The sequence below is a fragment of the Pseudoalteromonas sp. SR43-7 genome, assembly GCF_014163785.1.
Lineage (GTDB): Bacteria > Pseudomonadota > Gammaproteobacteria > Enterobacterales > Alteromonadaceae > Pseudoalteromonas > Pseudoalteromonas distincta.
The window spans coordinates 23,484-40,671 of sequence record NZ_JACJDY010000001.1 but is presented as its reverse complement, the minus strand read 5'-3'; the positions used below and the strand labels follow the sequence as shown (position 1 = coordinate 40,671).

The window sequence follows — 17,188 nt, the reverse complement described above, 5'->3', positions numbered from 1 at the left end:
TAGTGGGCTAAGTAAAAACTGAGCAAAGCTTCCGCGTCCTGCTCACGCCCCTTACCTACATCCATGTAGGCAACAAAGAGTTAATCGTCCCTAGAAAGAACCCAAAGGGCAGCACATGTTTGGTCTTTATGCTGCTGCAAAATCAATCACGAAAGGTCAACACGCCCTAGGTAAGTTAATAACGAGTCGGTGGCTTTGCTGGCCACTGGCCCAGTATTTACGCTCAAAAGGCGTAATTGCATCGTCTGACTCATAAAGTGTTACATCGCAAGGGTTGCCTGTTAATTCAAGCGCCCGAGCAAACTCCTTAACGTAAATATCCCAATTGCTGCGCACTTCTAATTTTCCACCTAACTTAACGATAAATGGAAAAATAGCTGCGCCATGCCAGCGCCTACGAATATGCTTAGATTTAGGCCACGGGTTTGGATACAACAAATAATGGTGCGTAGGTTGCCAATTGGCGGCTACCGCTAAACGCCAAAAGTCATTTAAATCTGCTTGCACTAAGATGTACTGACCACTGTCGGTTTGCTTATATTCAACATCGTGCTTATCTAATCGGTGCGAAGATTTATCAATACCAATTATAAGTGCGTCAGGGTGGCGCTTAGCTAAGTTAGCTGAGCTTTCACCCACGCCACAACACGAGTCCAAAATAAGCGGACCACTAAAGGCTTGTACTTTAGCGTTTACTTCATCAAATGCGGCCTGAGTATGCGCTGCAATCGGTTTTTTAAACTCAGCCTCTAAGTGCTTATTTACTATTTCATCAAGCTTTTCGTGAATACCCGCTTGATTAGATACAATACTACGTGAATTTGCATCACTCATTAGTGTCTTAGCCCCACACCTTTTTTAATTAAAGTTAGCGCTAAAGTAAATAACACCGTAATAAACACCAAAATAACACCTAGCGCTACACTTAAATCAACATCCGACACACCTAAAAAGCCATAGCGAAATGCATTTACCATGTAAATAATAGGATTTATTTGCGATACGTTTTGCCAAAATTCTGGCAATAACGTTATTGAATAAAATACACCGCCTAAGTAAGTTAATGGCGTTAGTATAAAGGTGGGAATAATGCTTATATCGTCAAAGCTATTTGCGTAAATTGCATTAATTAAACCACCTAAAGCAAACACAGCTGAGGTTAAAATAACGGTCGCCATAATTACAAAAATATTATGAATTTGAATATCAACAAATAACAACGATACACAGGTAACTATAAAGCCCACCATAATACCACGCGTCATACCGCCGCCCATATAACCCAGTACAATGATGTAATTAGGCACTGGTGCAACTAAAAGCTCTTCAATGCTTTTTTGAAATTTTGTTGAGTAAAAACTAGAGGCTACGTTGGAATAGGAATTAGTAATAACCGACATCATTATAAGACCAGGTACAATAAACTCCATATAACTAAAGCCGCCCATATCACCAATACGTGAACCAATTAAGTTACCAAAAATAACAAAATATAAGCTCATCGTAATTGCTGGCGGCACTAAGGTTTGTACCCAGATACGTAAAAAACGAATACACTCTTTAATCCATAAACTCTTTAAGGCTACGCCATATTTAAACATTTATTCGCCCCGCCCTTGCTCTAATAATCCTACAAATAACTCTTCTAGTCTGTTTGCTTTATTTCGCATACTCAATACTGTATTTCCTTGGGTTGTTAATGCGCTAAATACCGCATTTAAGCCCTGTGATTTAGCGACTTCTACTTCAACAGTATGATCGTCCGTCATCGTAAACTTATAACCTTCAAGCGTGACAGGGTATGCTGGCATTTTTAAATCTAAAATAAAGGTTTCTTTATCAAGTTTTGCAAGCAGCGCTTTAATGGTGGTGTTTTCAACAATTCGACCAGAATCAATAATCGCTATGTTTTTACACAGTAACTCAGCTTCCTCAAGGTAGTGTGTGGTTAAAATAATAGTAACGCCTTGCTCATTTATTTGGCGTAAAAAATCCCACATTGAACGACGAAGTTCTATGTCTACACCCGCTGTTGGCTCATCAAGTATAAGTAATTTTGGCTCGTGCATAAGGGCGCGTGCAATCATTAATCGACGTTTCATTCCGCCTGAAAGCGTACGTGCTTGCTTGTCTTTTTTCTCTAACAAACCCAGCTGCGCTAGGTATTTATCAGCACGTTTATGGGCTTCACCACGTGGCACACCATAATAACCGGCTTGGTTAACCAGTATTTGGCTAAGCGTTTCAAACTGGCTAAAATTAAACTCTTGCGGCACTAGGCCTAAATGCGCTTTTGCAGCTTCTAAATCAGTATCAATATCACAGCCAAATACTTCTACTTTGCCTTTTGTTTTATTAACAAGTGACGAAATAACACCAATAGTAGTTGATTTACCAGCTCCATTAGGACCAAGCAAAGCGAAAAAGTCGCCCTCTTCAACTTGTAAATCAACGCCTTTAATTGCCTCAACACCATTTTTATAAACCTTGGTAAGGCCTTCTATATTTAAAGCAATATTTTGCTTATTCATTTCTTACCCTCACCATAACCCCAACGTTTTGTTAGGTTATGCTCAATGTTTAAATGATCTAAAATTCTCGCCACCATAAAATCAACTAAGTCTTCGATACTTTGTGGCTTATGATAAAAACCAGGTGCGGCTGGCATAATTGTTACCCCTAAACGAGATAACTTAAGCATGTTTTCTAAATGAATTTCGTTAAATGGAGTTTCGCGAGGCACTAAAATGAGCTGTCCGCGTTCTTTAATTACCACATCAGCGGCGCGCTCTAATAAATTATCAGACGCCCCCACTGCAATTGCAGAAACCGACCCGGCACTACATGGGCATACTACCATTTTTTTAGGAGCAGCAGAGCCCGAAGCCACAGGGCTAAACCAGTTATCTTTACCGTATACTTTTAGCTGTTCAGGTTTGGCATTAAACAGCGTACTTAACTGCTCTGTGGCTTTATCTTCATTACCAGAGAGCTTAATATTTGATTCTGTATCAAGCACCACGCGTGCTGCACTTGAAATGAGAACGTAGACCTGAAATTGCTGCTCTAGTAATACTTCAAGTAACCTAAGCCCATAAGGCGCACCCGATGCACCACTAAAAGCGAGCGTAATTCTATCTTTAAATTGCACACTATTCTCCGCTGTATTTATCAGCTAAGCCATCAACAAGGTGTTGATGAAGGCCATTAAAGCCGCCATTACTCATAATTAAAATATGCTGATTAGGCTCAATATTTTCAAGCACCGTATCAATAATTGTTTGCGTGCTGCTAAAGCACTGCATGTCTGCTTTATCTGCTTGCTCTTTTAGCGACCAATTTAGATTCTCTGGTTCAAAAAGTAGTACCTCGTCAGCATCACGCAGTGAATCTAATAATGTATGTTGGTGTACGCCCATTTTCATGGTGTTTGAGCGCGGCTCTAAAATAGCGATAATTTTTTCATCGCCTACTTTTGCCCGCAAGCCCGCAAGCGTTGTTTTAATTGCCGTTGGATGATGCGCAAAGTCGTCATACACTTTAATATTATTTATATCAGCCTTAAGCTCCATACGCCTTTTAGGGCTAATAAATTCTCCTAACGCATCAATACTATGATCAATGGCTATACCCACATGGCGCGCTGCTGCGATAGTCATAATCGCATTTTTAACGTTATGCTCGCCTATTGCTTGCCAACAGACAGTGCCCTGCTTTTCGCCATTAAGTAATACATTAAACTCACTTCCATCGGCTTTTATTAATTCATAGCTCCAATCATCGCCTAGCGTTTCGCTTTCGCTCCAAAGCCCTTGTGCTATTACGTCATTAAGCGCTACGTCTTGCTTTGGCCAAATTACCTTGCCGCTTTGAGGTAATGTACGCATTAAGTGATGAAATTGTTTTTTTATTGCGTTTAAATCTTCAAAAATATCAGCGTGATCGAATTCAAGATTATTTAAGATAAGTGTACGCGGGAGGTAATGTACAAACTTACTGCGCTTATCAAAAAAAGCAGTGTCGTATTCATCGGCTTCAATAACAAAAAATGGCGTTTCACCCACTTTTGCCGATACACCAAAATTTTGCACTATGCCGCCAATTAAAAACCCTGGTTTCAAACCTGCGTACTCTAACACCCACGCAAGCATACTTGCTGTGGTTGTTTTACCATGCGTACCAGCAACCGCAAGCACCCAAGAATCTTGCAGTAAGTTATGCTTAAGCCACTCAGGGCCTGAAGTATAAGGCAGGCCTTTATCAAGCACATATTCAACACATGGGTTACCCCGGCTCATTGCATTACCAATAACGACCATATCTGGCTTTAGCTCTAACTGAGATACCGCGTAGCCTTGAGTTAGTTCAATGCCAAGCTCTTCAAGTTGCGTACTCATTGGTGGGTATACGTTTTGATCGGAACCCGTTACTTTATGACCCAACGATTTAGCAATGGCTGCAATACCACCCATAAACGTGCCACAAATACCCAAAATATGTATATGCATATACTTTCCTTAAATCGTATGCTCACTTTACAGCTATGCAAAGTTTAATGGCGCTATAATGCCAAAATTCGTGCTTAGTTACCATTGCGAGTAAGCATTTCACTCGTGCCAAAATGACCACTTGATAATAAAAAAGCCTTCTTAATTAGAAGGCTTTTTTATTAGTCATTATTTGCTACATCATTAAAAATACTATTAAACCTACACCGAGCAATAAACGATATATCACAAATGGCAACATGCCCATTCGCTCTATTACTTTTAAAAACATAAATATACATGCATAAGCCGATAAGAACGATAGCACCACACCTAGTAATAATGTATTCCAATCAACCACATGGTCACCCAAAGCAAGCTCTGCAGTATAATAAAGCCCCATCATAGAAATAATTGGAATTGCCAGTAAGAACGAAAAACGCGCTGCGCTTTGCTTATTCATTCCAAGCATTAAACCAGCAGTCATCGTGATACCTGAGCGAGAAGTTCCCGGGATCATTGCAACAGCTTGTGCAAAACCAATAATAAGTGCTGTTTTCCAATTAAGCTGATAAATAGTTTTAATTTGCTTACCTTTTGCATCCGCGTACCAAAGCAATAAACCAAACACAATTGTGGTAGTGGCAATTACCCAAGCGCTTCGTAGGTACAACTCTATAAAGTCTTTTAAAAGTAAGCCTAAAATAGCGGCAGGCACAGTGCCTAAAATTATCCACCAACCTAGCTTACTATCATCACTAGTACCTTGTGCTCCAAAGGATTTAAACCACGCACTGAGTATGTCGACGACCTCTTTGCGAAAATAAATAACAACGGCAATTAAAGTACCAACATGTACTGCCACGTCAAACGCAAGCCCTTGATCTTCCCAGCCTAAAATTTGCGATGGGAGAATTAAGTGCGCAGAACTAGATATTGGTAAAAACTCAGTAAATCCCTGTATGAGGGCTAAAATAATTATTTCAATGATACTCATGGGTTAGAAAACTCCACCTTCCATAGCTTTTGTTGAGGGTTATTATATTCATTCCATAACTGCGCAATCGTTTGTTTAGCTACAGGATGATAGAAATCTGGGGCAACCTCGCTAAGAGGTTGTAATACAAATGCGTTTTTAGTTATTTCATCTCGTGGTAATTGTGCTGGAGAAGCGCAAATTACATCATCATAAAATAGTAAATCTAAATCGAGCGTTCGTGGACTAAACTTTTTATCGTTCGCTGTGCGTCCATTATCACGCTCTATTTGTTTTAATAAAGCGCATACATCAACAAGCGACATATCAGTTGTAGCGCCAACGACTGAATTATAAAAATTATTGCCAGCAAACCCTACTGCTTCACTTTCAAAAACAGACGAGTGTACAATATGTTCAAAGTGCTGCTTAAGTGCAATTAATGCACATTGTATATAATGCGCTTTATTTATATTTGACCCTAGGCTGATATAAATTTGAGCCATTTAGTCAGTTGCCTTAACACGTGTAATTTCAACACCTACAGTTTGCGCTTGTGCTACTGCTGCTGGTTTACTTACTCTTATAGTAACTTGTGGAGTATTAAACTCGCTTAAAATAATATGCGCTAATTGTTCAACTAAAGTTTCTAGCAACTCTACAGGTTTTAAAGTGCAGTGCTCAATAACTCGCTCACTTACTTTTGAGTAATCGAGTGCTAAATTAATATCGTCATTTTCAGCTGCAGGCTTAATATCGCTTAGCATTTCAATATCAAAATAAAGGCTCTGTTTACTTTCTTTTTCAAAGTCGTACACTCCAATAATAGTGTCGACGTGCAATTGAGATATAAAAACCTTATCCATTGATACTCCAAATAACAACAAACTACTAAGCAACTATACTAAGCATCAATAAAATTAATACTGTATATGGTTTAGCCAGTGTTTAAATATGTAAAAATAACTTCTACAATAGCAAAATAACTAAACTAGCTATTAAATAGCCCGTTAATAATTTTTACGATAAATTTTGCTGCCAATAATAGCCTAAAAGCACTATCAATTGGTATAGCAATTAAAAAATAAGGAAGCGCGTGTTAGCCACTATAATGTTTGTTTTAGCTTATTTACTTGGGTCGATTTCGTCGGCTATTTTAGTGTCGCGGTTGTTCAAACTCCCAGACCCTCGTAATAGTGGTTCTAATAACCCAGGAGCTACAAATGTTTATAGATTAGGCGGAGCATTTCCGGCTTGCTTGGTTCTAGTGTTTGATATTTTAAAAGGCACTATTCCGGTATGGGGGGCTTATTTTTTAGAAGTTGAACCTTTAGAGCTTGGTTTAGTCGCAGTAGCTGCTTGTTTAGGCCATATGTATCCACTGTTTTTTAGCTTCAAAGGCGGTAAAGCCGTAGCAACGGCATTTGGCTCATTATTACCTATTGGCTTATCATTGGCTGGTTTACTTGTGTGTACTTGGTTAGCTATAGTGGCAATAACACGCTATTCATCACTGGCGGCGCTTGTAGCTGTATCTTTAGCGCCCTTGTATACATGGCTAATAAAGCCACTTTATACTCTTCCCGTTACTTTTATCACGCTGTTAATTATATTTCGTCACCGTACTAATATTATTCGATTATTTAGTGGGGAAGAACCAAAAGTGGGTGCTAAAAAAGCACCCACCGATGAAAACAAAAATATCTAAAATATGATTCATTAAATCGGCTCAAGGCTATCTATAGGCCAACGAGGTTTTGTTTTCATATCAAGCGTGGCAAATTGCCCTGCTTTTAAGCGTTGCATTCCAGCATAAGCAATCATTGCACCATTGTCGGTACAAAATTCAGTACGCGGATAAAACACTTCGCCTTTCATACCTTTCATTACGCGTTCGAGCTGCAGTCGAAGCTGTGTATTTGCACTCACACCACCGGCGATGACCAAACGCTTAATACCTGTTTGTTTAAGCGCACGCTTGCACTTAATAACGAGGGTATCAATAACCGCAGTTTGAAATGCATGCGCTATATCAGCTTTGGTTTGATCGTCGTCGTCATTTTCACGAATCGTGATTGATGCCGCTGTTTTTAAACCACTAAAACTAAAATCAAGACCTGGCTTGTCGGTCATAGGGCGAGGAAATACAAAGCGCTTTGCTACGCCATGTTCAGCCATTTTAGCTAAGCGTGGGCCACCGGGGTAATCAAGACCAAGTAACTTAGCCGTTTTATCAAAGGCCTCGCCTGCGGCATCATCAACTGACTCACCTAGTACTTCGTATTGTCCAATACCCGCTACTTTAACCATCATGGTATGACCGCCCGATACAAGCAATGCAATAAACGGAAACTCAGGGGTATTTTCCTCAAGCATCGGAGCAAGTAAATGCCCTTCCATGTGATGTACTGCTACCGCAGGTATATCCCAGCCGTATGCTAATGAACGTCCAATAGACGTACCTACCAATAATGCACCAACTAGACCTGGGCCTGCAGTATAAGCAATACCGTCTAAATCTTCAGGGCCACAACCTGCTTGTGCAAAAGCTGCATCTATAAGTGGTAATGTTTTACGAACATGATCGCGCGATGCAAGTTCCGGCACTACACCGCCGTAATCAGCGTGTACTTTTACTTGGCTGTATAATTGATGAGCTAACAAGCCTTTTCCGTCATCATATATTGCAATACCCGTTTCATCACATGACGATTCAATGCCTAAAATTCGCACTGTACTTCTCCTGCCTTTTAAATTCTACTTTGCTTCTTTTATAACGTAAGACCAATATTTGTTTGGCCATCTTCAAGGGCAAACTTTTTGAGTGCCTTTACGCTATCAGAGGTAATACGCCCCATATTTTCTACAAAATCAATTAGCTCACCTAATACTTCAATTTCGTACTGCATTAATGGGTGCTCTCTCACTGCTGTGTTATCTGCAACCTCACCTTCAACCGTCATTTGATATTCAATAAAGCGAGCCACTGTTGCTTGAGATATTTTGCTCACACTAATGAACTCTTGCTCATCTTGCGCCACTAAACCGTGCATTAAGCTAAGTAAAGACGTTGCAGCATCAATAGCAGGATAAGTACCAAACATATCAAAATCAGCAAGTTCAGGAACATTTGGCTCTATTTTTTCAACTTGTTTTTCGAGATCTATTTTACTTTTAGGCAGTAATATTTTTTCCCAACAAACATTAAGCGAATTACGTAATAAGGTTTCATCACCAAAACCCGTTGCTTCGCTAAATAAACCGTAATTTGGCAGCATTCGCTCTATTAAAGCACTTGCTAAGACGGCCTTTTGTAAATAGTTAAGCTCTCTAATACGCTGAAAATTATTTGCTTTAGTCATTCTTTAACGTCTCACACGACCAACAAAAATCAAATGTTGATCCATTATGCTCATTACAATTAGGGCATACCCAATCTGGAGCGGATTGTTTTACTTGTTGATAGTTTACCAATATTTGCCGCGCATGGCGCTCTTTTATCGCATAAACCTGCACACTAACTTGCGCCTGATCATATGGAATTTCTCCAAGCGCCCCTTGGAGCATCTCGCCTTTAATTTTACACTCTATTCCAGCAGTTTGTATTAAGCCTTTTACGATATTCGCTTCCAAGGTATTTTCAGCTTTATAAATTGTAACCCATTGAAAAGAGCTATCTGTTGAATTGTTATTATTAATATTTTGCAATATTCACCTCATTTATTTTGTGTTAACAATATCCTGCGCTAGATTATTAGCATGCTGTACTTTTAAGGAATAAACATGACACTAACAACCCCAGGCTTACTTTTTCCGGCCATATCGCTGCTATTACTTGCCTATACAAACCGATTTTTAGTTTTAGCGCAATTAATTAGGGAGCTAAATGCACGTGAAGGTGAATCTATTCGGCCTGTTGTAGTGGCTCAAATCACTAACTTACGTAAACGTATTAAGCTAATTAGAACGATGCAAGTGTACGGGGTAGCCTCTTTTCTACTGTGTACACTATCAATGTTTGCATTATTTATTGAGTTTAATACCACAGGAATTATTTTATTTGGCATTAGCTTAGCTTGCTTGAGTTTATCGTTATTAACGTCTTTATTTGAAATACATATTTCCTGTGATGCAATCGAGATAGAACTGCAAAGCATTGAAAATAAACCACTAAGCAGCCGAATAAATAGAAATTTTGTAAAATAGAGTATTATAAATAAAACACTCTATTATTTGTCACAATCATGTTGTATGAACGCCCCTTTTTGGGGCGTACTTTTTTATTAATTAGAACAATTGAATCCAAATATCGTAACTAACTCACTGACAATAAATAACTTTACTTAGATAACCCATTGCAAAAATATAGATAAAATACAATAAACAACTAGTTATGAATTTAAAAAGTAATACTATTTGGTCGCTTTACTCTTTAATTAATACTAAAAGGGGGGTATCCTGCTGGAAACACGTATGAACTTACAAACGTATTTCAATATAGAATTTTACTAAACTTTAGAATAAAAAATTAATGTATTTGATGCCCGTGGTATCTGCGACTTACTTATAAAAAGGGACTATAAAGTGAGATTTGAACAATTAGAGCAATTTGTAGCACTTGGTGTATTACGTCATTTTAGACAAGCTGCTGAACAAACCCAAATTAGTACTTCAGCGCTAACGCGCAGCATTCAAACACTTGAAGATGAAATGGGATATGAATTAGTTAAACGCTCAACACGCTCAGTTAAATTAACGCCAGAAGGCGAACTTTTTCTAGAATATGCTAAAACGACCCTATCGGAACTTGAGCTAACAAAAAAGCGGATTTTTCAATCAGTAAACGGTAATGCTAATGAAAAACTCGTAATTGGGTATACCAATAAGGCAAGCAGCATAGTACCTATTTCTTGTGGGCAGTTTTTGGCTCAATACCCTCATATAAAAATTGAGATGCAGCTTCAAGATCAGCAAGAGCTAACACGCAAACTCCAACAGGGTGAAATAGATATAAGCGTATACTCTCAAGCTATTAACAGCATTGGTAGTGACATTCACTTACCAGATCAGCTTGTATTATTTGTTTCAAAAAACCACCCTCTTGCCCATAAAAACGATATAAGTAAACAAAACCTTGATAGCTACCCGATGTTTGGCTGTTTCTCTGAGTCTAAACAAGTACAAACTATGCTTAATGAAGCAATTGATTCTTTAAATAAATCATCAAGTATTAAAGTGGGCAGTATTGAGCAAGTAATGGCAGGTGTAGTTAAATCAGATCATTTTGCTATTGCAAGCATTGAACATGCTAATGCAATCGCAGAGAATTCTGAATTAGTACAACTTAAAACAAATAAAGATTTAAACCACGAACAACTCGTTGTACAAACAAGCCAACAGACGTCGATTACTGCACATGTAGAGCATTTACTATCGCTTATAAAAAAAGCGGGTGCTGCATTTAGCTAATCTGATATTTCAAAAAGTGCGGCACAATAAACAGTAGCTTTTAACAGCTTTTCGGCTACACTGTCGCACCTTTTTTAAACAGCTGATGTGAATGAACACACTTTTTGGTCCTGATGTCTATTTAGATGATATAGAACGCCAAGGATATACCGTAATTCATAACGCGCTTATTGCCGATTTAGTTAACGATTTAGTTGCAGACTGCCACCGTATAAACCCTCACTTTAGCCTTGCTGGTATTGGTCGATTAAATGACTTACAAATAGATAAAACCGTACGTACTGATAAAACCTATTGGTTTGACGGCAGCTCTCAAGCACAGCTTACCTATCAAGCAATAATGCAAAGTATAAAGACCACGTTAAATCGCAGTTTTTTTATGGGGTTATTTGATTACGAATGCCATTATGCAAAATATACACAGGGTGATTTTTACAAAAAGCACTTAGATGCATTTAAAGGTCGCTCTAATCGAGTATTTACAACGGTACTTTATTTAAATACGCCTAAGCAAGGTGGCGAACTTGTTATTTATAAACCTAAAAGTAAAGAGATAGAAATAACAATTAAACCAACTGCTGGCACATTAGTAATGTTTGAAAGCGAACGCTTTGCCCACGAAGTACTTCCCGCCGTTGACGATCGCTATTCTATTGCAGGCTGGTTTAGAAAAAACGCCTCTATTAGCGGCATTATTGATCCGCCCCGATAACTCCTAATAGAGCATTTTAACAGCCTTTATTGAGGCTTTTAAAATGCTATTGGGTATGAAAGTAATAACCCTATAAAGATAGCCAAACCCACGTAATGATTATTTAAAAACGCTTTAAAACAGGCATCTCTTTCACGTTTATGAATAAGCGTTTGTTGGTATGCCAATAGGCCCGCAGCAATACTTAAACCAACGCCAAACGCGACACTTAAATGATTGCTTATACCAATAAAAGCAACCAACGCTATAAATACAGCATTAAGTAAAAAGATAATATGGCGGTCGTATTTACCAAATAAAATAGCGGTTGATTTTACCCCTATTTTTAAATCGTCGTCCCTATCAACCATCGCATACATGGTGTCGTAAGCCACTGTCCAGCAAATATTGGCTATAAATAATAACCATGCCTGCTGTGGTAGTGCATTAATTGAAGCCATATACGCCATAGGAATAGCCCAACCAAATGCAGCCCCTAAAACAACTTGAGGTAACTGTGTATAGCGCTTCATAAAGGGGTAACAAAAGGCTAAAGCCAAAGCACCAAAAGAAAGCAAAATAGTATTAACGCTAAGCATTAATACTAAAATGAACGCAATAACTATGAGTAGTAAAAATAGACTAAGTGCTTCACCACTACCCACCTGCCCTGAAGCTAGCGGCCGTTGAGCTGTACGTTTTACCGAGCCGTCTATTTTTCTATCTGCAAAATCATTAATTACACACCCTGCGCTACGCATAACAACAACGCCCAGCGTGAATATAATAAGGTTGAGTAAGCTCGGCATCCCACTATTAGCAAGCCATAAAGCCCAGTATGTTGGCCAAAGTAATAACAAGGTACCAATGGGCTTATCTATACGCATTAACTGTATATAATAAGGAATATGTTTTGGCTTTAAAGCGGCTAATTTCATGAGTATAAATATGCTCCAGGTAAAAACACTTCACACACTAAAAACTTATATTCTTTGAGTGAGAATACACTTCGACGCCCTAGTAAGTTTTTCTCGGGTAAGTTCAATTTTGTAACTAATTGCTGAATAGGGTGCGTGTCATCAAAATAAGCAATTTCTATATCCGTTCTTTTTAATGCTGGGTCTCGAAAAATCACATCACCTAAAGGACGCTCGCCCATATTGTGCAAAGGATTAATAGAATCATTTTTAGGAAGCCAGCTTTGTGCGTACACCACAGGTTTGTTATCGCACAGTAAGAGAACTTCTCTATTGATAGCTGTTTTAGCTGTGCTGTTTAGTAGTAAGTTTTGCTCTGGGCTTAAAGTAAATAACTGCTCACTTAATACCTTTACATTAAAAGTTTTTGAGTTACTTTTTAATTTAGCCGTTAATGAATTCTGTTCAAAAAGCCACTCTTGCTCTAGAGGAGATAAGTCACTTATATAAGAAGTGGACTGCCAATTAGCAGATATAGACAGAGGATAAGTAATCACAATAGCTCAACAAAATAAAAAACAACGAGATGATACCATTGCCAAAGCTTTTGAAAAAGTGATGTTTTATAACCATAAATAATTGCTTGGCGCTGTTTATTACCTACTATTAAGTATAAACTATTTGTAACAAGTTTTAAGAAACGCTTTAAATATGAAAAAAATAGTATACGCAGGTCTTTTTACGTTCTTTGTAAGCGTTATAAGCTTTACAGCTCGTGCTGAATCCACAGTTGGTTATTTTGGTTTTGAGCCAGATATAATCACCAACTACATTGGCGCATCAAGTAAAAAAATGGGCTATGTGCGTGTAACTATTGATTTAATGCTTACTGATACTTCTGATATTGCAGTGGTTGAACACCACACGCCATTACTTCGTGATGCCCTAGTAGAGATTTTATCTAAAGAACCAGAAGAAAAAATAAAATCACTTACTGGCCGTGAAGAAATACGTGCAAAGTGCGCCGAAAAACTAAAAAGCCTGCTAAAAGAAGAAACAGGACAAGAGATCATCCGTGAAGTCTTGTTCACTAAATATTTATATCATTAGTATTTAACGTTTTGCGTTAAATATTTTGGCGGTATAGGCAAAAGCCATACCGCTAAGTAACCCACCTAAGTGCGCCCAATTAGCCATACCTACAAACAATACATCAGCAAACCCAAGCACTAACCAAATCAACATAAAGCCAACAATAGCCGTACTTACAAGCGCAGGCTTGTTAGGGTTTAAAAAGCTATGAATCCAGCAAAAACCAAGTAGCCCATACACCACACCACTCAAGCCGCCAAAATTGGGGCCAACCATTAAGTATTGTGCCCAATTACTTATAAGTGCAGTTACTAAAAACAAACCTATTAGGGTGAGTTTTCCGCATTGTTTTTCGATATTGTCACCAAGCGACATCCACCAAATTAAATTAAACACTATATGCATCGCGCTAAAATGTACGAGGGCGGGCGTTAACCAACTTAAAGGCTGCGTAGGTTTAAACTGCATCATGGTGTAAATGGTCTCAAAACCACCTAGTAAAAAAGCAAAATAGATTATAACGCTTACAATACTTACGGTTTGATTTAACCAGCTAAGCGCTTTAAATCGCGTCATTAGATTAAGTGATTGCCCTTGGTATTTAAGCGGCGATTGTGTGCTACCTACATCCCATGAAGCTTGTTGATAGCGTTCATGGTTAGGGTTTTGTGTAAATTCGGCCCATAAAGGTTGTATTTGATGAAAATGCTCAGGCGCAACACTAATAATGACATTGCTACCATCTGAGGAGCTTAATTGTCCTTGTAAACCTTGGCTTTTTAAATAATCTATAAAGCCCTGTGCGGCGCGCGGGTTATTTAAACTGCCAAGCTCTATCATCGCTCTACTTTCTCGCTGTAAGCAGCTTCCCAAGCTGTAAAGCCGCCATCCATACTGTAAACGTCTTCAAAACCTTGCTCAACTAAGTAGCTAGCTGCGCCTTGTGAGCTCATACCGTGGTAGCAGACAATAATAATTGGCTGATCGAATTCTTTTTCCATCATAAATTGTGCGATATTACCGTTAGAAAGTGCTTCTGAGCCTGGAATGCGACCGGCTTGATACGAATTAGGATCGCGAATATCTGCAATTACCACGTCTTCTTTATCTAAAAGCTCTAACGTTTGCGCTATAGAAATATGTTTAAATGCCATTGAAATCTCTTTAATTAATAGTATAAAAAAGGCGGCTAAAGCCGCCCTTCTTGTAATTTAGTGAGGAACTAATCCCAGTTTAAAATTACTTTACCTGACTGACCTGAAATCATCATATCAAAGCCAGCTTGGAAGTCATCCACAGAATATTGATGTGTAATGATTGGGTTTAAATCTAGGCCAGATTGAATCAAACTTGCCATTTTGTACCACGTTTCGAACATTTCGCGACCGTAAATACCTTTAATCACTAAACCTTTAAAAATAACTTGGTTCCAGTCAACTGCCATATCAGATGGTGGAATACCCAGCATGGCAATTTTACCGCCGTGGTTCATATTATTAAGCATTGAATTAAACGCGCTTGGCACACCTGACATTTCAAGGCCAATATCAAAACCCTCTGTCATACCTAGCTCTTTCATTACATCTTCAAGCTTTTCATTAGCAACGTTTACAGCGCGTGAAGCCCCCATTTTACGTGCTAAATCTAGGCGGTATTCGTTTACGTCGGTAATTACAACGTGGCGAGCACCAACATGTTTTGCAACAGCTGCTGCCATAATACCAATTGGGCCTGCACCAGTGATAAGTACATCTTCGCCAACTAAGTCAAACGATAGTGCGGTATGCACTGCGTTACCAAATGGGTCGAAAATAGAAGCCAGTTCGTCAGAAATATTATCTGGAATTTTAAATGCGTTAAATGCAGGAATAACTAAATATTCGGCAAACGCACCTTCACGGTTTACACCTACACCCGTTGTATTACGGCATAAATGTACACGTCCAGCACGACAATTTCGACAATGCCCACACGTAATATGCCCTTCGCCAGATACGCGGTCGCCAACCTGAAAGCCACGAACTTCTTGTCCCATATCAACGACTTCACCAACATATTCATGACCAACAACCATAGGCGTTGGGATGGTTTTACTTGCCCACTCGTCCCACTTGTAAATATGTACGTCGGTACCACAAATAGCTGTTTTGCGAATTTTAATCAGTAAATCGTTGTGACCCACTTCTGGCTTTGGTGCATCTGTCATCCAAATGCCCGGTTCTGCTTTTAATTTAGATAATGCTTTCATAATCCACACTCAACTAAAAAACCGAAGCGAGGCTTCGGTTTAAAATAAAATTAAATAACGCCCATTTCTTTACCAATACGGGTAAATGCATCAATAGCTGTATCGAGTTGCTCAATACTATGTGCCGCTGAAATTTGTGTACGAATACGCGCTTGCCCTTTTGGTACTACAGGGAATGAAAAACCGGTTACGTAAATGCCTTCAGCAAGTAATTTATCAGCCATTAACGAGGCTACTTTGGCATCTCCTAGCATTACAGGGATAATTGCATGATCTTTACCTGCACACGTAAAACCAGCAGCTTCCATTTGCTCACGGAAATATTTAGCATTTGACCAAAGTTTAGCGCGAAGCTCGCCGCCATTTTCAAGCATTTCAAGTACTTTAATTGATGCAGTAACAATTGAAGGCGCTAATGAGTTTGAGAACAAGTATGGGCGTGAACGCTGACGTAACCATTCAACAATTTCTTTTTTACCTGATGTATAACCACCTGAAGCACCGCCCAGCGCCTTACCTAATGTACCGGTGATAATATCTACACGGTCTAATACATTACAGTACTCAGGTGTACCCTTACCGTTTTCGCCAACAAAGCCAACTGCGTGAGAGTCATCTACCATTACAAGCGCATCATATTTATCGGCTAAGTCGCACACAGCTTCTAAATTACAAATAACGCCGTCCATAGAAAACACGCCATCGGTAGCAATTAGTTTAGTTTTAGCACCGGCTTCGTCTGCTGCAATAAGTTGCTTCTCAAGATCAGCCATGTCGTTATTTGCATAACGAAAACGTTTAGCTTTACATAAACGTACACCGTCAATAATTGATGCATGATTTAATGAATCAGAAATAATAGCGTCTTCTGCGCCTAAAATAGTTTCGAACAAACCTGTATTTGCGTCAAAACATGAAGAATATAAAATAGTATCTTCTGTTTCTAAAAACGCACTGATTTTTTGCTCTAGTGTTTTATGGATATCTTGCGTGCCACAAATAAAACGTACTGAAGCCACACCAAAACCATGATTATTTAAACCATTTTGCGCCGCTTCAATTAACTCTGGGCTATTAGCTAAACCTAAGTAGTTATTAGCACAAAAGTTGATTACTTTACCTGATGCAACTTCGATTTGAGCTTGCTGCTGGGACTTAATAATACGTTCGTTTTTATACAAACCTTCGGTTTTTACGTCTTCAATTTGCTGTTGTAACTGGCTAAAAAAAGCAGATGCTCTCATCTAGGTTCTCCATCTATTTGAACGGGTAAACAACCGCACTTTCACGGCTGTTTATTATGCGGGG

22 protein-coding genes are annotated in these 17,188 nt (G+C 38.8%); 5 read left to right on the top strand and 17 right to left on the bottom strand.

What is annotated here, in order from left to right:
- Positions 1 to 156 precede the first annotated feature (156 nt).
- From H5087_RS00215 to folB, 8 genes are all read right to left on the bottom strand, one after another.
- The gene (locus H5087_RS00215) at positions 157 to 834 is read right to left on the bottom strand and encodes a tRNA (guanosine(46)-N(7))-methyltransferase TrmB (RefSeq protein WP_182670784.1); all 678 of its coding nucleotides are present in this window, start codon (positions 832 to 834) and stop codon (positions 157 to 159) included.
- A complete protein-coding gene (locus tag H5087_RS00210) occupies positions 834 to 1,601 on the bottom strand; it encodes an ABC transporter permease (RefSeq protein ID WP_002961025.1) in 768 nt (255 codons plus the stop codon). The genes H5087_RS00215 and H5087_RS00210 overlap by 1 nt, the downstream gene beginning before the upstream one ends.
- Positions 1,602 to 2,531: an ABC transporter ATP-binding protein gene (locus H5087_RS00205; RefSeq protein WP_182670783.1), complete on the bottom strand. Its 930-nt coding sequence runs from the start codon at positions 2,529 to 2,531 to the stop codon at positions 1,602 to 1,604. It abuts the gene before it with no gap.
- Positions 2,528 to 3,151 carry a flavin prenyltransferase UbiX gene (locus tag H5087_RS00200; protein WP_182670782.1) on the bottom strand — a complete coding sequence of 208 codons (624 nt, stop codon included), beginning with the start codon at positions 3,149 to 3,151 and terminating at the stop codon, positions 2,528 to 2,530. Before H5087_RS00200 ends, H5087_RS00205 begins: the two co-directional genes overlap by 4 nt.
- A 1-nt stretch (position 3,152) precedes the next feature.
- Complete coding sequence (mpl, locus tag H5087_RS00195; protein ID WP_182670781.1) at positions 3,153 to 4,508, bottom strand: UDP-N-acetylmuramate:L-alanyl-gamma-D-glutamyl-meso-diaminopimelate ligase; 1,356 nt, start codon at positions 4,506 to 4,508, stop codon at positions 3,153 to 3,155.
- Between the two features lie 175 nt (positions 4,509 to 4,683).
- Entirely contained in the window at positions 4,684 to 5,484 is an 801-nt protein-coding gene (locus H5087_RS00190) for an undecaprenyl-diphosphate phosphatase (protein ID WP_182670780.1), read from the bottom strand.
- On the bottom strand, positions 5,481 to 5,969 hold the full coding sequence (folK, locus tag H5087_RS00185) for a 2-amino-4-hydroxy-6-hydroxymethyldihydropteridine diphosphokinase (RefSeq protein WP_024604057.1): 489 nt from the start codon (positions 5,967 to 5,969) through the stop codon (positions 5,481 to 5,483). Before folK ends, H5087_RS00190 begins: the two co-directional genes overlap by 4 nt.
- Positions 5,970 to 6,329, bottom strand: coding sequence for a dihydroneopterin aldolase (gene folB / locus H5087_RS00180; protein ID WP_024604056.1), 360 nt, complete (start codon positions 6,327 to 6,329; stop codon positions 5,970 to 5,972).
- A 230-nt stretch (positions 6,330 to 6,559) separates the two neighbouring features.
- Here folB and plsY point away from each other — a divergent pair, with 230 nt between their 5' ends.
- Positions 6,560 to 7,171: a glycerol-3-phosphate 1-O-acyltransferase PlsY gene (gene plsY / locus H5087_RS00175; RefSeq protein ID WP_182670779.1), complete on the top strand. Its 612-nt coding sequence runs from the start codon at positions 6,560 to 6,562 to the stop codon at positions 7,169 to 7,171.
- Between the two features lie 11 nt (positions 7,172 to 7,182).
- Here the strand turns inward: plsY and tsaD are convergent, their stop codons facing one another.
- Genes tsaD through H5087_RS00160 form a run of 3 tightly spaced genes read right to left on the bottom strand, consistent with a single transcriptional unit; the run spans position 7,183 to position 9,171 of the window.
- The gene (gene tsaD, locus H5087_RS00170; RefSeq protein ID WP_182670778.1) at positions 7,183 to 8,196 is read right to left on the bottom strand and encodes a tRNA (adenosine(37)-N6)-threonylcarbamoyltransferase complex transferase subunit TsaD; all 1,014 of its coding nucleotides are present in this window, start codon (positions 8,194 to 8,196) and stop codon (positions 7,183 to 7,185) included.
- 38 nt (positions 8,197 to 8,234) lie between these two features.
- Entirely contained in the window at positions 8,235 to 8,825 is a 591-nt protein-coding gene (locus tag H5087_RS00165) for a YjaG family protein (RefSeq protein WP_182670777.1), read from the bottom strand.
- Positions 8,818 to 9,171, bottom strand: coding sequence for a DUF2007 domain-containing protein (locus H5087_RS00160; RefSeq protein ID WP_002961041.1), 354 nt, complete (start codon positions 9,169 to 9,171; stop codon positions 8,818 to 8,820). Before H5087_RS00160 ends, H5087_RS00165 begins: the two co-directional genes overlap by 8 nt.
- A gap of 75 nt (positions 9,172 to 9,246) precedes the next feature.
- Here H5087_RS00160 and H5087_RS00155 point away from each other — a divergent pair, with 75 nt between their 5' ends.
- The 3 genes from H5087_RS00155 to H5087_RS00145 all read left to right on the top strand — a co-directional run bounded on the left by H5087_RS00155 (position 9,247) and on the right by H5087_RS00145 (position 11,644).
- Positions 9,247 to 9,669: a DUF2721 domain-containing protein gene (locus H5087_RS00155; RefSeq protein ID WP_182670776.1), complete on the top strand. Its 423-nt coding sequence runs from the start codon at positions 9,247 to 9,249 to the stop codon at positions 9,667 to 9,669.
- Positions 9,670 to 10,047: 378 nt separating this feature from the next.
- Positions 10,048 to 10,932 (top strand): LysR family transcriptional regulator, encoded by an 885-nt coding sequence (locus H5087_RS00150; RefSeq protein WP_182670775.1) that lies wholly within the window; start codon positions 10,048 to 10,050, stop codon positions 10,930 to 10,932.
- A 91-nt stretch (positions 10,933 to 11,023) separates the two neighbouring features.
- Positions 11,024 to 11,644, top strand: a complete 621-nt coding sequence (locus H5087_RS00145; RefSeq protein WP_002961046.1) for a 2OG-Fe(II) oxygenase — start codon at positions 11,024 to 11,026, stop codon at positions 11,642 to 11,644.
- Positions 11,645 to 11,682: 38 nt separating this feature from the next.
- On the opposite strand, the gene ubiA is transcribed toward H5087_RS00145, so the two are convergent.
- On the bottom strand, positions 11,683 to 12,561 hold the full coding sequence (gene ubiA / locus H5087_RS00140; protein ID WP_182670774.1) for a 4-hydroxybenzoate octaprenyltransferase: 879 nt from the start codon (positions 12,559 to 12,561) through the stop codon (positions 11,683 to 11,685).
- Positions 12,558 to 13,097 (bottom strand): chorismate lyase, encoded by a 540-nt coding sequence (locus H5087_RS00135; protein WP_182670773.1) that lies wholly within the window; start codon positions 13,095 to 13,097, stop codon positions 12,558 to 12,560. The genes ubiA and H5087_RS00135 overlap by 4 nt, the downstream gene beginning before the upstream one ends.
- Before the next feature lie 154 nt (positions 13,098 to 13,251).
- Here H5087_RS00135 and H5087_RS00130 point away from each other — a divergent pair, with 154 nt between their 5' ends.
- On the top strand, positions 13,252 to 13,650 hold the full coding sequence (locus H5087_RS00130; RefSeq protein ID WP_002961049.1) for a flagellar basal body-associated protein FliL: 399 nt from the start codon (positions 13,252 to 13,254) through the stop codon (positions 13,648 to 13,650).
- 3 nt (positions 13,651 to 13,653) lie between these two features.
- On the opposite strand, the gene glpG is transcribed toward H5087_RS00130, so the two are convergent.
- The 4 genes from glpG to H5087_RS00110 form a co-directional block, all read right to left on the bottom strand.
- Complete coding sequence (glpG, locus tag H5087_RS00125) at positions 13,654 to 14,472, bottom strand: rhomboid family intramembrane serine protease GlpG (RefSeq protein ID WP_024595695.1); 819 nt, start codon at positions 14,470 to 14,472, stop codon at positions 13,654 to 13,656.
- Positions 14,469 to 14,786: a thiosulfate sulfurtransferase GlpE gene (gene glpE / locus H5087_RS00120; protein ID WP_010554397.1), complete on the bottom strand. Its 318-nt coding sequence runs from the start codon at positions 14,784 to 14,786 to the stop codon at positions 14,469 to 14,471. The genes glpG and glpE overlap by 4 nt, the downstream gene beginning before the upstream one ends.
- Before the next feature lie 68 nt (positions 14,787 to 14,854).
- Positions 14,855 to 15,880, bottom strand: a complete 1,026-nt coding sequence (tdh, locus tag H5087_RS00115) for an L-threonine 3-dehydrogenase (RefSeq protein ID WP_024595694.1) — start codon at positions 15,878 to 15,880, stop codon at positions 14,855 to 14,857.
- A gap of 50 nt (positions 15,881 to 15,930) precedes the next feature.
- Complete coding sequence (locus H5087_RS00110; protein ID WP_002961055.1) at positions 15,931 to 17,124, bottom strand: glycine C-acetyltransferase; 1,194 nt, start codon at positions 17,122 to 17,124, stop codon at positions 15,931 to 15,933.
- Positions 17,125 to 17,188: the final 64 nt, after the last annotated feature.

Coding starts and splice junctions, on each gene's coding strand:
- H5087_RS00145 (WP_002961046.1), top strand. CDS start 11,024: ATGAACACACTTTTTGGTCCTGATGTCTATTTAGATGATATAGAACGC.
- H5087_RS00130 (WP_002961049.1), top strand. CDS start 13,252: ATGAAAAAAATAGTATACGCAGGTCTTTTTACGTTCTTTGTAAGCGTT.
- H5087_RS00215 (WP_182670784.1), bottom strand. CDS start 834: ATGAGTGATGCAAATTCACGTAGTATTGTATCTAATCAAGCGGGTATT.
- tdh (WP_024595694.1), bottom strand. CDS start 15,880: ATGAAAGCATTATCTAAATTAAAAGCAGAACCGGGCATTTGGATGACA.
- folB (WP_024604056.1), bottom strand. CDS start 6,329: ATGGATAAGGTTTTTATATCTCAATTGCACGTCGACACTATTATTGGA.
- ubiA (WP_182670774.1), bottom strand. CDS start 12,561: ATGAAATTAGCCGCTTTAAAGCCAAAACATATTCCTTATTATATACAG.
- H5087_RS00155 (WP_182670776.1), top strand. CDS start 9,247: ATGACACTAACAACCCCAGGCTTACTTTTTCCGGCCATATCGCTGCTA.
- mpl (WP_182670781.1), bottom strand. CDS start 4,508: ATGCATATACATATTTTGGGTATTTGTGGCACGTTTATGGGTGGTATT.
- H5087_RS00110 (WP_002961055.1), bottom strand. CDS start 17,124: ATGAGAGCATCTGCTTTTTTTAGCCAGTTACAACAGCAAATTGAAGAC.
- H5087_RS00205 (WP_182670783.1), bottom strand. CDS start 2,531: ATGAATAAGCAAAATATTGCTTTAAATATAGAAGGCCTTACCAAGGTT.
- H5087_RS00165 (WP_182670777.1), bottom strand. CDS start 8,825: ATGACTAAAGCAAATAATTTTCAGCGTATTAGAGAGCTTAACTATTTA.
- glpE (WP_010554397.1), bottom strand. CDS start 14,786: ATGGCATTTAAACATATTTCTATAGCGCAAACGTTAGAGCTTTTAGAT.
- H5087_RS00210 (WP_002961025.1), bottom strand. CDS start 1,601: ATGTTTAAATATGGCGTAGCCTTAAAGAGTTTATGGATTAAAGAGTGT.
- folK (WP_024604057.1), bottom strand. CDS start 5,969: ATGGCTCAAATTTATATCAGCCTAGGGTCAAATATAAATAAAGCGCAT.
- H5087_RS00190 (WP_182670780.1), bottom strand. CDS start 5,484: ATGAGTATCATTGAAATAATTATTTTAGCCCTCATACAGGGATTTACT.
- glpG (WP_024595695.1), bottom strand. CDS start 14,472: ATGATAGAGCTTGGCAGTTTAAATAACCCGCGCGCCGCACAGGGCTTT.